Annotated in this window: 11 protein-coding genes and 1 riboswitch; of the genes, 1 reads left to right on the forward strand and 10 read right to left on the reverse strand. The window is 69.4% G+C overall.

The features are described from left to right. Positions 1 to 119: 119 nt before the first annotated feature. Positions 120 to 2,336 (forward strand): condensation domain-containing protein, encoded by a 2,217-nt coding sequence (locus ACIP4O_RS14340; protein WP_401574754.1) that lies wholly within the window; start codon positions 120 to 122, stop codon positions 2,334 to 2,336. Positions 2,337 to 2,902: 566 nt separating this feature from the next. Here ACIP4O_RS14340 and ACIP4O_RS14345 read toward each other — a convergent pair. From ACIP4O_RS14345 to gcvT, 10 genes are all read right to left on the reverse strand, one after another. Continuing rightward, complete coding sequence (locus tag ACIP4O_RS14345; protein WP_401574755.1) at positions 2,903 to 3,262, reverse strand: STAS domain-containing protein; 360 nt, start codon at positions 3,260 to 3,262, stop codon at positions 2,903 to 2,905. Continuing rightward, positions 3,259 to 4,518, reverse strand: coding sequence for a PP2C family protein-serine/threonine phosphatase (locus tag ACIP4O_RS14350; protein WP_401574951.1), 1,260 nt, complete (start codon positions 4,516 to 4,518; stop codon positions 3,259 to 3,261). Before ACIP4O_RS14350 ends, ACIP4O_RS14345 begins: the two co-directional genes overlap by 4 nt. Then, on the reverse strand, positions 4,518 to 5,327 hold the full coding sequence (locus ACIP4O_RS14355; RefSeq protein WP_401574756.1) for an alpha/beta fold hydrolase: 810 nt from the start codon (positions 5,325 to 5,327) through the stop codon (positions 4,518 to 4,520). The genes ACIP4O_RS14350 and ACIP4O_RS14355 overlap by 1 nt, the downstream gene beginning before the upstream one ends. A gap of 434 nt (positions 5,328 to 5,761) precedes the next feature. Beyond that, a complete protein-coding gene (locus tag ACIP4O_RS14360; protein WP_401574758.1) occupies positions 5,762 to 6,715 on the reverse strand; it encodes a hypothetical protein in 954 nt (317 codons plus the stop codon). 539 nt (positions 6,716 to 7,254) lie between these two features. Further along, entirely contained in the window at positions 7,255 to 7,938 is a 684-nt protein-coding gene (locus ACIP4O_RS14365; RefSeq protein WP_401574759.1) for a nucleotidyl transferase AbiEii/AbiGii toxin family protein, read from the reverse strand. Further along, the gene (locus tag ACIP4O_RS14370; RefSeq protein ID WP_401574760.1) at positions 7,938 to 8,501 is read right to left on the reverse strand and encodes a hypothetical protein; all 564 of its coding nucleotides are present in this window, start codon (positions 8,499 to 8,501) and stop codon (positions 7,938 to 7,940) included. Before ACIP4O_RS14370 ends, ACIP4O_RS14365 begins: the two co-directional genes overlap by 1 nt. 98 nt (positions 8,502 to 8,599) lie before the next feature. Continuing rightward, positions 8,600 to 9,967, reverse strand: coding sequence for an L-serine ammonia-lyase (locus ACIP4O_RS14375; RefSeq protein ID WP_401574761.1), 1,368 nt, complete (start codon positions 9,965 to 9,967; stop codon positions 8,600 to 8,602). A 177-nt stretch (positions 9,968 to 10,144) separates the two neighbouring features. Further along, the gene (gene glyA / locus ACIP4O_RS14380) at positions 10,145 to 11,413 is read right to left on the reverse strand and encodes a serine hydroxymethyltransferase (RefSeq protein WP_361333502.1); all 1,269 of its coding nucleotides are present in this window, start codon (positions 11,411 to 11,413) and stop codon (positions 10,145 to 10,147) included. A gap of 69 nt (positions 11,414 to 11,482) precedes the next feature. Beyond that, entirely contained in the window at positions 11,483 to 11,866 is a 384-nt protein-coding gene (gcvH, locus tag ACIP4O_RS14385; RefSeq protein WP_361333500.1) for a glycine cleavage system protein GcvH, read from the reverse strand. 119 nt (positions 11,867 to 11,985) lie between these two features. Next, entirely contained in the window at positions 11,986 to 13,125 is a 1,140-nt protein-coding gene (gene gcvT / locus ACIP4O_RS14390; protein WP_401574762.1) for a glycine cleavage system aminomethyltransferase GcvT, read from the reverse strand. A gap of 144 nt (positions 13,126 to 13,269) precedes the next feature. Then, positions 13,270 to 13,373, reverse strand: a riboswitch (glycine riboswitch). Between the last annotated feature and the right edge of the window lie 232 nt (positions 13,374 to 13,605).

The following is a 13,605-nucleotide window of genomic DNA, read 5'->3' on the forward strand; positions in this document are numbered from 1 at the left end:
ACCTCAGCCGTCTCACGCCTGACCAGCGCGCGAGGCTGGTCGAGAAGCTCACCGCGGCCCGCCGTGCGGCGGCGCCCCCACCCCTGCGACCGCGCCCGGGCGGGGCGGACCGGCTCCCCTTGACACGTCACCAGGAATACCTGTGGCTGCAGGAGCGGATCAACCCGGATGAGGCCGCGGCGTTCAACATCTCACTGACCCTGCGCATCCGGGGCGCGGTCGACGTACCGGCACTGCGGGCGGCGTTCCACCGGCTGGCGGAACGCCACGAGGTATTCCGTACGTCCATCATGGCAACGGCGAACGGCCCGGCGCAGTTCGTCGATCCGGAGCCGGGCACCCGACTTCTGGTGGAGCGCCGGTTCGGTCTCGTCGATGAGGAGTCCCGCGCCGAGGCCGCCTCCCGGCTCGCCGACGAGGCGTCCGGGCATCTGTTCGACCTCTCTTCCGGGGGACTGCTCCACAGCCGCTTGGTCACGCTCGACCCCGACGACCACGTGTTGAGCCTGACGCTTCATCACCTCATCGCGGACGGCTGGTCCACCGATCTCCTGTGGCGTGACCTGGCCGAGTACTACGCCGCTGAGTGCGAGGGCCGCGAGCCGGTGCTCCCGGTTCTCCCCGTCCAGTTCGCCGACTACGCACACTGGCAGCGCACGCGGCCCGACGACCGGGTAGTGCGGGCGGACCTCGCCTACTGGCAGGAGCGGCTGGGGGCGCCGGCCGAGGATCTGCCGGGTCCCCGCCCGCCCGGAACACCGGCCTCACCGTCGCGATCGACTGCCGATTCCCTCTCCGCTCTGATCGACGCGAGCGCCTACGCCCGGCTGCGAGAGGTCGCCTCGTCGATGCGAGCCACGCCGTTCATCGTCATGGGCGCCGCCTTCGCATGTGTCGCGGCGCGAAGGACCGGTCGGCCGGACGGGGTCTTCGTCACGCTCGACCACGGGCGGTCTCATCGGGAACTCGATGACACGGTGGGAAGTTTCGCGCACCCGCAGATCCTGCGGGTGCCCCTGGAAGGCGACCCCTCGTTCGCGGAAGTGGTCGAGCGGACCAGGGAGACAGTGGCCGGCGCGCGTGAGCACGGCACGGTCTCACTGGGCCAGATCATCGAGAGGCTCTGTCCCGGCCGCGTCGGCCCCGCCCGACACGGCCTCCTCCCCAGCCTGGCCTTTCAACTGCAACCACGCTCGGCCACACCCCCGGCGGCCTTCGGCTCGGCCTCGGTCGAGCCGGTGGTGCCGCGCAAGCACGGGACCGGGTTCGACCTGCTGCTCACCGCGGAGGAGACCGCTGAAGGGCTCCGCCTGATCTGCGAGTCCGCCCCGGACTTCTGTACGCGCGAGGAGGCGGAGGCGCAGGTCGCGGCCTTCCTGGACATTCTCGATCGCGCCGTGGCCGATCCGGGGCTCGGCCTCGTCCAGCTCCTCGGCCACCCGCTGCCCCTGTACGACGGGCCGCGTCCGCCTGAGGGGCCCACCCCACGGGCTCGTCCGGCCCACGTTGTTCCCCTCCGCCACGGTATGGAAGGGAGCGGCACTCCTCCGCTCTTCCTCGTTCCCCCCATCTCCGGCTCGCCCCTTTGCTATCTGGGGCTCGCCCGCCGCCTTCCGGGCGACGGCCCGGTGCTCGGTCTGCGGGCGCCGGGCCTCGACGGGGAACAGGGCGTCCTGAGCAACGCCGGGGATCTCGCCGACCACTACGCGGCCGCGGTCAGGATGCGCCGACCACGGGGTCCGTACCTTCTCGCGGGATGGTCGGCCGGAGGTCTTCTCGCCTACGAGACGGCTCGCAGGCTCACCGACGCGGGGCAGCGGGTCGCGCTGCTCGCCATGATCGAGCCGACACCCCTGCGCGAGTTCCCGGTGCTGTCCGGTCCCGAGGCGATGAGTCTCTTCGCGGAGGACCTCGCCCATTCGCTCGGCCGCACGCAGCCGACCCTGGATTGTCTTGAGGAACCGGGCTTGGACGAGCAGGAGGCACTTGTCAGGCTGCGGTCGGTCCTGGTCCGGGCCGAACTGCTGCCCGAGCAGGCGTCGGAGAGCTTCGTCGCCAACCGGTTCGCTGTCTTCCGGGCCAATCTCCAGGCGGTGAACACCTATTCACCCGGCAATTGGTCCGGGCAGCCCGTCTACGTCCAGGGCACGGGGTCGCCGGACTTCATGGACACATGGCGGGACGCCACCGGAACCGCGTGGGAACGCGCCGACACTCCTGGTGACCACTACTCCATGTGGTCACCGGAGTATCTTCCTGCCCTCGCGCACTTGCTGGGGGAAAGCATGGAAGCAGTACCTGGAGAGCGACACGACTGCCGCGACTCAGGCGCCTGAAGAACTTCGCCGGCACCCTCGGCGAGGGGTGCGAAGCGGGGACATCATAGGGAGGTCTCAGGGACTTTCCGCCGTGTAAGCAGGGAAGGCCCTGACAGCGCCGAAGACACGAAGGCACTGGTCAGGACCTATCCGCTCAGCACTCGATGATGTGCACCGCGAGCCCGCCCCGCGCCGTCTCCTTGTACTTCACGGACATGTGGACGACCGTTGATCATGGGAGTGACCTGGGGTTTTGTCATGCTCGGGCTTGCCTTGAATCACGTCAGGGACTTTTCGGGGGACTTCTGGCCGGGAGCTGATTACAACGTATCCCATGCATGGCGAGGCGCCCGCTGGGTTGGGTTGTTGATGCTCGGGCGGCATGGGATGGCTCGGGTGAGCCCCGCACTCGTCATGCGGTGCTCACGCACGAGCGTCCTCCCGGGCAGTGGAAGGGCGCTCAACGATGACTGGCTCTGTTCGTGAGAACGGACAGCAGATGTTCACCACCTTGGCAGGCACTGCGGACGGTGCTTGTTCGATGCTCCGTGGGGCGACGAGCTTTCTCTGTCAGGTACGGCGAGTCAGTCGGAGACGGTTTGCCCAGCGTCTTCGGTGTCCTGTGCGGTGGGGTGGGTGGGGAAGACTTGGTCCAGGCCGACCATGCGGAGGATTCGGGCGAGGCGTTCGGGGAGGGCTGCCAGTGCGATGGCCGCGTCGGCGTTCAGGGCATGGTTGCGGGCCGCGATCAGGGCGGTGATTCCGCTGGAGTCGCAGAAGGTGATGCCCTCAAGGTCGATGACGAGCTGCTGCCCCGGGCGCAGGGCGAGCCCGGGAAGGGCGTCGCGGACCTTGGGTGCGGTGTGGTGGTCGAGTTCCCCGGCGAGTTGCATGACCATGCCGGCGGCGGTGGTGCGAGTGCGGAGGGTCAGGTGCTGGGTCACTGCTGCTCTTCACTGAGGTGTCGGGGCACGTGGATGGCGAGGAGGGCAGTGTCGTCGTCCACGCCGGTGCCGAAGGTGTCGAGCAGCTCGCGAACAGCGCCGATGGTGTCCGACGCGGTGGTGGGGGCGAGGTGGCGGCCGAAGTCGAGGAGGGCGTCGTCGCCGTAGCGGTCGTCGCCGCTCGCATCCGTCGTGTGTGCTTCGGTGAGGCCGTCGGTGTACAGGAGCAGGGTATCGCCAGGGGCGAGGTGGACGGCGCTGGTGGCGATGTGGGCGTCCGGCAGCACGCCGATGAGCTGTCCGCCGGGGGTGGGCAGGTAGTCGGCGGTGCCGTCGGTGCGCATGAGGAGGGCAGGTGGGTGTCCGCCGCTGGCCAGGGTGATGTGGAAGCCGCTTCCTTGGCGGTCGGGGGTGAGCAGGCCGAAGACGACGGTGCAGAAACGGGGGTCGGTGCCGTGGTACTCGTGGTTGAGGACGGTGTTGAGGTTGGCGAGTACGGCGGCCGGGTCCGGGTTGTAGACGGCGGCGGCGCGCAGGCTGTAGCGGGCCAGCGAGGTGACAGCGGCCGCGGCGGCGCCCTTGCCGCACACGTCGCCCAGGAACAAGCCCCAGGTGCCGGCGGTCAGGGGGAACAGGTCGTAGAAGTCGCCGCCGACCTCGTCGACAGAGGCGATGTGATAGTGCGCGCTGACGTCCAGGCCGGGAACGTTCGCCAGCGCGGGGGGCAGCAGCGTCTTCTGCAACGTGGTGTTCAGGAGCTTCAGGCGGTCGCGTTCCCGATCGGCTTCCTGCCGGGCCCGCAGCAGTTCCTTCTCGTATGCGCGGCGGTCGCGGGCGTCGAAAATGGTGGTGCGGATCAGCAGCGGCTGTCCGTCGCTGCCGGTCTTGACGGTCGAGTTGACCATGACGGGCAGGCGGGAGCCGTCGGCCGCCTTGAGTTCCAGGGCGATGCCGCTGATCTCGCCCTGCATCCGCAGCAGCGGGGCGAAGTGGGTCTCGTGGTAGAGCCGGCCGCCGACGGTCAGAAGGTCGGAGAAGGCCTTGCGGCCCACCAGGTCGGCGCGCTCGTAGCCGAGCCAGTCCAGCAGGGTCGCGTTGGCCTTGGCGATCCGGCCGTCCAGCAGGGTGGAGAGATAGCCGCACGGGGCGTGCTCGTAGAGGTCCTCGGTGCTGTCTTCCAGCAGCTCGGAGAAGCGGGCGTCGTCATCCACCGGTGCCTGGTCCTCGCGGTTCGCCGCGTCACCGGTCTCGCACATCATCGCGCTGTCCCCGCGAACGCGGCGATCTCCGTGGCGGTCTCCTCCGGGGCGGCGAGCTGAGGGCAGTGCCCCGTCGCGTTCAGCGTCACCAGCCGGCTTCCCGGGATCTGGGCGTGGACGTACGCGCCGACCTCCGGCGGAGCGATCGCATCGCTGGAGCACTGGGCGACCAGCGTGGGCACCCGCACCGCTGCGAGGTCGGCGCGATTGTCGGACAGGAACGTCACCCGGGCGAAGACCCGCGCGATCTGCGGGTCCGTACGGCAGAAGCTGTTCGTCAGCTCCTCACTCAGCTCGGGCCGCTCCGGATTACCCATGATCACCGGTGCCATGTCGCCCGACCAGCCGAGATAGTTCGCGTCCAGCGACTCCAGCAGCTCGTCTATGTCAGCGGCGCTGAACCCACCCCGGTACCCCGTGGCCGGGTCGTCGACGAAGCAGGGGGACGGAGCGAGCAGCACCAGCCCGGCGAACGCCTCCGGCTCGCGGGCGGCGGCCAGCACACCCATCATCGCGCTCACCGAATGCCCCACGAACGTGACCGGCCCCAGCTCCAGCTCCCGGCACACCTCCAGCACGTCGTCGACGTACCCCTCCAGCGACCCGTACCGCTCCCGGCTCCAGGCCGACAGTTGCGAGCTGCCCGAGCCCACATGATCGAAAAGAACGACGGTGAAGTCCCGCTCAAGCGCCGGCACCACCAGACGCCACATGTTCTGATCGCACCCGAACCCGTGCGCCAGCACCACCGCCGGAGCACCGGCCCGCCCGGTCACCCTCACATGGTTCCTGCTCCGCGCATTCATGCCCACCATCGTCGCAGACGGCTCCGGAGCGATTGCGCCACCATCGGGAAGGAGCTGAGGGAGCCTGGGCGCTGAGAATGAAGACGTTCGATTCTCGCGGGAGCTCAGGTGCCTCCCGAACCGGTGGACAATCGCTGTCCATTCTCATGAATATAGCCAGATGACCGCTGTCGACACCGCCGACAGCTCAGCAGGTCAAGACCTTGATCGAGGAGACGGCCGCCGTTGACCATGACTGTGCAGCAGTCGGATCACAGAGCCAAGGCGCAGCGCACGGGCAACAAGGAGGCCAGTCGAAGCACGAGGGCTACGGGAGGCGGAAATGAAGGAGCGCGCTGCGCGGGTGCGAGGAGTCTGAGGGAATCCGAAGGCACATAAGGTTCCCGCTGGCGTCGATCGTTTCAGCGACCGACAGTTCAATAGCCGGGGCGGGGTCACGGACGGATCGTGTTGTTGTCTCCGGTGACGGCCGTGCCGATGATCTGTGCGGCGATAGACCGATCACCCGACGCGGTGATCGTCACCGCACCAGCCGTGGGAAGCTGGGCGGCAAGTTCGGCAAGTAGCTGCGGATTTTCCCTTAGCGTCCGCTTGATCTGCTGACGCAGTGCGGCTGCGGCGTCGGTGTCCTCCGGCTCCTCGGCCGCCTCACGCACCGCCGTCTCCAACTCCGGGCGTCCGGCTGGGCTCCGGCGCCGCCAGACCGCGTGCAGAATACTGCGCCCTGCATTCGCCGTGGCTCCCACCGCAGCGTCCTCGGCCCGGGTCAATACCCCCGCACCGTAGGCGCCCAGGGCCGCGCTTAGATACGGCCCTGCCTGCTCCATGAACTGCGCAATCTCCGCTCCCACAACCCACCCGCCAGATGTGCTGACGTAGGGCTGCAGCTCGGCTGGATTCTCAACGTTGTCGAAGATCAGGAGCCACCCCGGGTGCCACTGCAACCACAGCCTCGCCCAGGCGACGCGTTCTTCGGTCGACGCGCTGCCGGACCACACGGGTATGAGTCGCAGAGCGAGGTCGGCCAGCGATTGCTCGATGTGGACGGGGGATGCGGCGGCAATCCACCATGTCACGTTGTAGTCGCGGCGGTGTTCGTGGGCATACGCAAGCGCGAGGGTGCTCTTGCCGACGCCGCCGAGGCCCTGGACGACGGCAGTCCCATCGGCCGACTGCCCGAGCGTGCCGCTCAGCGAGCCCAGTTCGCTCGCGCGGCCGAAACACAGGGGGAGTGGCGGCAGGTTGGTGAGTCCGGCAGGTGCCTGGACATCGCGTGCCGAGTCCAGCAACTCGGCTGTCAGAACGGTGACCGGGCCAGTGATCGCTGTCCCGATGCTCTGCGCCGCGATGGAGCCGGCCCCTGTCGCCTCGAAAGCGAAGTCCGTCACCGCGGGCCCCGCTGACTCTCCTGGTGAACGGTGACCGTCGACCTCTCTCTGGCCGACGGCATACCGCGTGCCCCCATCTCAGTCCCCCCTGCAGACCGGCTGGTTGTCTCGCTCCCCAGTACGGAGCGTACGCGTTCCCCGTGTCGGGTCAGTATCGGCTGAACGTCGGCGAGAAGTGCCTGGATTTGGGGACTTGGCGTCCGACACAACAATGCCCGGGTGATTCGTTCTCGTGGTGGATGTCTGAGCAAGCCGACGGACCAAGATGCGACAACTCGTTATGCGTAGGTCTCGGGTTCACCCCGAAGGTCTGGTCGGTCGGCCAGGTCTGCTTCATGACCACGTGAGGGTCGCCGCACTCCAAGAGAGGGTGACGGCTTCGCCGTTGAGGAGTGTGTCTGCGAAGGCGGTGACTTGCCGGACGACGTCCGTGAAGTGTTCGGGGTAGCTGGTTGCGGCGGGGCCTTGCCGGCGGCGCCAGGCGGTGTAGGAGGTCTGGCGGCGCTCGCCGAGATCGGTGATGGTGGTGCTGAGGGGTTTCAGAGTGATGCCTCGGTGGCGGTCAGCGCTGTGGTGAGTTCTTGGCCGTCCAGGTCGTTGAGGGTGAGCAGGCGGTGGAGGTCGCCGTAGTCGCGGTCGCGGGTGTTGAGGTCGCCGAGTGAGAGGGCGGTGGAGAGTTTTTCGGCGATGACGGTGGCGAGTGGGTAGCCGAGGAGCTGGAAGCTGTCGGTCGTGAGTTGCTGCGGGTAGTCGACGATCCGGGGGCCGGGGGTGACGGGGTCACCGAAGCTGATATCCAGTTGGAGCTTGAGTCGTGCTCGGGCGATGGAGGCGGCCATCGACAGGCGCAGACCGTGGTACTCGTCCTCCTCGCGAATGGGAACGGTCTTGAGCGTCGTGGGATCGAATGCGACGCCGTCGTCGATCTCGGTGGCGGCGATGGCCGCGACCCTGCGGATGATCTCGGTTTCTGTGCCTGGGAACGAGCGGCCGAGGATGTCGATGTCGCGGGTCATTCGACGTGCGCCGAACTGGGCGAGCAGCAGGCCACCCTTGAGAACGAAGTGCTCCCGGCCCAGGGGTGATGAGGCCAGGCGGTAGAGGAACCGTTCGAGGACGTACTCGACCATGACCTCGTCCGTTGACCGGCTGGTGCGGCGGGCCAGGTTGCGCAGGTCGTTGTAGACGCGGCCGACGGTGGTGTTTCGGGTGGGGTTGGCCATCAGGCGAGCACCGCCTCTACGGCGGGGCGGACGACGGAGAGAGCGTCCAACTCGCGTGCGAAGTACTGAAGTTCGCCGACTCCGCCTCGCCCGCTCCGGCGCAGGTAGCGGCCGAGCGCGGACAGGGCAAGGGTCTCGCCGAGGCGGTTGCGGTGGCGCATCGCGTCGACGACGCTGCGGGCTGCGTTATACATGGGGATGGTCTCTCCCGGGGCTGCCTCGAACCGTTCGACACCGAGGCCGAAGGTCTTCGCGGCATACTGCGCCACCACGGTCGGCGGGTAGGAAATCGTCGGGCGACGCGTACCGCGCGGCACGGCGATGTGTGCTGCTGCGGGGATGTCGTCGATCAGCTCATGCAGGGCCAGGGCGGATTCACCGCACACGACGGCGCGAGGAGCCCGTGCGCACACGGCCAGCAGATCCGCGTGCGCGGTCTCCGGGGCGTCTGCCCGCCGGTACACCCCACGGGACAGTTCGTCTATCTCCGCTTCCGTGACCAAGTGCGCCAGGTCGCGAGGGGAGAGCAGGGCCTGACGTGCCTGCGCCGTCGTGACTTTCACGTCTGTCCCAGCACGTTTTCAGGGACTTTCCGCCGTGTAAGCAGGGAAGGCCCCGACAGCGCCGAAAGACACGAAGGCACTGGTCGGGATCTATCCGCTCAGCACTCGATGATGTTCACCGCGAGCCCGCCCCGGGCCGTCTCCTTGTACTTCACCGACATGTCGGCGCCCGTGTCGCGCATCGTCTTGATGACCTTGTCGAGGGAGACGAGATGGCTGCCGTCGCCGCGCAGGGCCATGCGGGCCGCCGTGACGGCCTTCGCGGCCGCCATGCCGTTGCGTTCGATGCAGGGGATCTGGACGAGGCCGCCGACGGGGTCGCAGGTCAGGCCCAGGTTGTGCTCCATGCCGATCTCGGCCGCGTTCTCGACCTGCTCCGGGCTGCCGCCCAGGACCTCCGCGAGCGCCCCCGCCGCCATCGAGCACGCCGAGCCCACCTCGCCCTGGCAGCCGACCTCGGCGCCCGAGATCGACGCGTTCTCCTTGAAGAGCATCCCGACCGCGCCCGCCGCGAGCAGGAAGCGCACGACGCCCTCCTCGTCCGCGCCGGGGACGAAGTTCATGTAGTAGTGCAGGACCGCCGGGATGATGCCCGCCGCGCCGTTCGTCGGCGCCGTCACGACGCGACCGCCCGCCGCGTTCTCCTCGTTCACCGCCATCGCGTAGAGCGTGATCCACTCCATCGCGCGGGCGAGCGGGTCCCCCTCGGCGCGGAGCTGACGTGCCGAGGCCGCCGCCCGGCGGCGGACCTTCAGACCGCCGGGGAGGATGCCCTCGCGGGACATGCCGCGCGCCACGCAGTCCTTCATGACGCGCCAGATCTCCAGGAGCCCGGCCCTGATCTCGTCCTCGGTGCGCCACGCCTTCTCGTTCTCCAGCATGAGCGCCGGGATCGAGAGCCCCGTCTCGCGGGTGAGCCGCAACAGTTCGTCGCCCGTGCGGAAGGGGTACTTCAGCACGGTGTCGTCGAGCTTGATGCGGTCCTCGCCCACCGCGTCCTCGTCCACGACGAAACCGCCGCCGACCGAGTAGTACGTCTTCTCCAGGAGCAGCGCGCCCGCCTCGTCGAACGCGAACATCCTCATGCCGTTCGCGTGGTACGGCAGCACCTCGCGCCGGTGCAGGACCAGGTCCTCGTCGTAGTCGAAGGGGATCTCGTGCGCCCCGAGCACCGAGATCCGCCCGCCGGTGCGGATCTCCTCGGCGCGCTCGTCGGCGTGCTCGACGTCGACGGTACGGGGCGAGGCACCCTCCAGACCGAGCAGCACCGCCTTCGGGGTGCCGTGCCCGTGACCGGTGGCACCGAGCGAGCCGAACAGCTCGGCGCGCACCCGCGCGGTCGGCACCAGCAGCCCCTCGTTCTTGAGCCGGCGGGCGAACATGCGGGCCGCCCGCATGGGGCCCACCGTGTGCGAACTGGAGGGGCCGATGCCGACGGAGAACAGGTCGAAGACCGAGATGGCCACGGAACACTCCTCAAAAGACGGACGCCGTTGTCCGTCCGGGAACGGGGGACGTGCGGAAGAACGAAGAAGAACGAAGGGGTACGGGGGCGCGCGGCCCGTCCCGCACGCCGGGGTCACTCCCCAGTGTGCGGGACGGGCCGGAAAGGGGCGAAAAGGCCCCCGCGGGCGTGACCCGGCTCAGGCGCCCAGCGCCGGGTACAGCGGGTACTTCTCGGTGAGCGCCGTCACCCGGGCGCGGAGCTTCGCCGCGTCGTGGCCCGGCTTGAGGGCCTCGGCGATGATGTCGGCGACCTCGGTGAACTCCGCGGCGCCGAAACCGCGCGTCGCGAGCGCCGGCGTGCCGATGCGCAGCCCCGAGGTGACCATCGGGGGACGCGGGTCGTTCGGGACCGCGTTGCGGTTGACGGTGATGCCGACCTCGTGGAGACGGTCCTCGGCCTGCTGCCCGTCCAGCTCCGAGTGGCGCAGGTCGACGAGAACGAGGTGCACGTCCGTACCGCCGGAGAGGACCGAGACGCCGTGCTCGGTGACGTCGGCGGCGACGAGGCGCTCCGCGAGGATGCGCGCGCCCTCCAGGGTCCGCGCCTGGCGGTCCTTGAAGTCCTCGGAGGCCGCGACCTTGAAGGCCACCGCTTTGCCCGCGATCACGTGCTCCAGCGGGCCGCCCTGCTGACCGGGGAAGACCGCCGAGTTGATCTTCTTCGCCAGCTCGGCCGTCGACAGGATCACGCCACCGCGCGGGCCGCCGAGCGTCTTGTGCGTCGTCGTCGTGACGACGTGCGCGTGCGGCACGGGGGAGGGGTGCAGACCGGCGGCGACGAGGCCCGCGAAGTGCGCCATGTCGACCATGAGGTACGCGCCGACCTCGTCCGCGATCCGGCGGAACGCCGCGAAGTCGAGCTGACGCGGGTACGCCGACCAGCCGGCCACGATGAGCTTCGGCCGGGCCTCCCGGGCCAGCTCCGCGACCTGGTCCATGTCGACCCGGCCGGTCTCCTCGTCGACGTGGTACGCCACGACGTTGTAGAGCTTGCCGGAGAAGTTGATCTTCATGCCGTGGGTCAGGTGACCGCCGTGGGCCAGGTTCAGGCCCATGATCGTGTCGCCCGGCTTGAGCAGCGCGAACATCGCGGCGGCGTTCGCCTGCGCGCCCGAGTGCGGCTGCACGTTGGCGTGCTCGGCGCCGAAGAGCGCCTTGACCCGGTCGATCGCGAGCTGCTCGATCACGTCGACGTGCTCGCAGCCGCCGTAGTAACGGCGACCCGGGTAGCCCTCGGCGTACTTGTTGGTGAGCACCGAGCCCTGCGCCTCCATGACGGCGACGGGCGCGAAGTTCTCGGAGGCGATCATCTCCAGCGTCGACTGCTGGCGGTGCAGCTCGGCGTCGACCGCCGAGGCCACCTCGGGGTCGAGCGCGTGGAGCGGGGTGTTGAGGAGCGAAGACAAGAGTTCAGTCCCTATCGAGTTCGGGAGCGCGGTCGCGAGGACCGCGCGGCGTCGTCGTCGGCGGCGTCGTCAGTCGTCGGAGCCCGCGAAGGCCGCGTACTCCTCAGCACTCAGCAGGTCGCCGGGCTCCTCGCTCACCCGCACCTTGAAGAGCCAGCCGCCCTCGAAGGGCGCCGAGTTGACGAGCGAGGGGTCCTCGACGACGTCCGCGTTGACCTCGGTGACCTCACCGCCCACGGGCGAGTACAGGTCGCTCACCGACTTCGTCGACTCCAACTCGCCACAGGTCTCACCGGCCTCGACGCTGTCGCCGACCTCGGGGAGCTGCGCGTAGACGACGTCACCGAGCTGACCGGCGGCGTACGCCGTGATGCCGACCGTCGAGACGCCGTCCTCGGCGGCCGACAGCCACTCGTGCTCTTTGCTGTACCGCAGGTTCGTGGGGTTGCTCATGGCCTGAATTCTCCTGTACGCGGGGGAGTGGTGGGAAAAGGGGGTGCGGAAGGAACGGGGCGGAAGGCGCGGGCAGGCGAGTGGGCCGCGACTCGCGCGCGTCCGGTGACTCGCGGAGGTTACTTCTGCCGCTTGTAGAAGGGCAGCGCGACGACCTCGTACGGCTCGTGCTTGCCCCGGATGTCGACGCCGACGCCCTCCGCGCCCGCCGTCGCGTGCGCGGCGTCCACGTAGGCCATCGCGATCGGCTTGCCGAGCGTCGGGGACGGGGCGCCCGAGGTGACCTCGCCGACGACCTGCCCGTCCGCGACGACCGCGTACCCGGCGCGCGGGACGCGACGCCCCGCGGCGATCAGCCCGACGAGCTTGCGCGGCGGAGTGCTCGCGGCCTTCTCGGCCGCGGCCTCCAGCGCCGCACGGCCCACGAAACGGCCCTCGTTCGACGTCTTCTCGAACTTCACGACGCGCCCGAGGCCCGCGTCGAACGGCGTGAGGGCGGTGCTCAGCTCGTGCCCGTACAGCGGCATCCCGGCTTCGAGCCGCAGCGTGTCCCGGCAGGCGAGCCCGCACGGCACCATCCCGAACTCCGTACCCGCCGCGAAGAGGGCGCCCCACAGCCTCGGCGCGTCGGCGGGCGCGCAGAACAGCTCGAAACCGTCCTCGCCCGTGTAACCCGTGCGCGCGATCATGACCTCGACGCCGCCCACCGAGCCCGGCAGGCCCGCGTAGTACTTGAGCCCGTCCAGATCCGCGTCGGTGATCTTCGCGAGGACGGGCGCGGCGGCCGGGCCCTGCACCGCGAGGAGCGCGTACGCGTCCCTGTCGTCGCGCACCTCGGCGTCGAAACCGGCCGCGCGCTCGCGCAGCGCGTCGAGGACGGTCTGCGCGTTGGAGGCGTTGGCGACGACGAGGTAGGTGTCGGCGGCCGTGCGGTAGACGATGAGGTCGTCCAGGATGCCGCCGTCCTCGCGGCAGATCATCGTGTAGCGGGCGCGGCCCTCCTTCACGGAGCCGATGTTGCCGACGAGCGCGAAGTCGAGCAGGTCCACGGCCTGCGGCCCCGCGATGGTGATCTCGCCCATGTGGGAGAGGTCGAAGAGCCCGGCGCGCTCGCGCACCGCCGTGTGCTCCTCGCGCTCGCTGCCGTAGCGCAGCGGCATGTCCCAGCCGGCGAAGTCGGTCATCGTCGCGCCGAGCGCGCGGTGCGCGGCGTCGAGCGCGGTCTTGCGGAGGGGGGCGGTGTCTGGCGTGTCGCTCATGCGGTCGGCTCCCAGAAACGAGACGGGCGAGGTAGTTCCTCCCCATCTGTCATCGGGACCTGAGAGGTTCGCCATGACCCGCGCGCGGCGGGCGGACTTGCACCGTGGGTGGGACCGGTCGCCCGGCCCGCTTTTCAGATGTGCCTCGCCCGCGCGGTATCGGGGCCTGAGAGATTCAAGGGAGGGACTTGCTCCTTCGGCGCCCCGGAGCGGCTGTGCGGCTCCCGGGACTCTCCCGCGCGGATTCAAGCGGCCGGTATGAGGTTGTCCAGCCCTCGGGCCCCGAGGCCGTCGAGCTGTGGGAAAGCGGTCGATCGCCGCCATCATCGCACGCCGTCCCGGGCGACAGAAGGGGCATCCCGCCCCCCGGCGGCGAGGTGCGTCACGCCGGGGTTCCCGCACCCCCCGGCTGGGCACTGTCCCGGTAGTCCGCATTACCTTCTCTTTACTCTGGGGGAGTGTGCGGCGGGCGGACCGCGA

The sequence above is a fragment of the Streptomyces sp. NPDC088923 genome, assembly GCF_044749745.1.
Classification (GTDB): Bacteria; Actinomycetota; Actinomycetes; order Streptomycetales; family Streptomycetaceae; genus Streptomyces.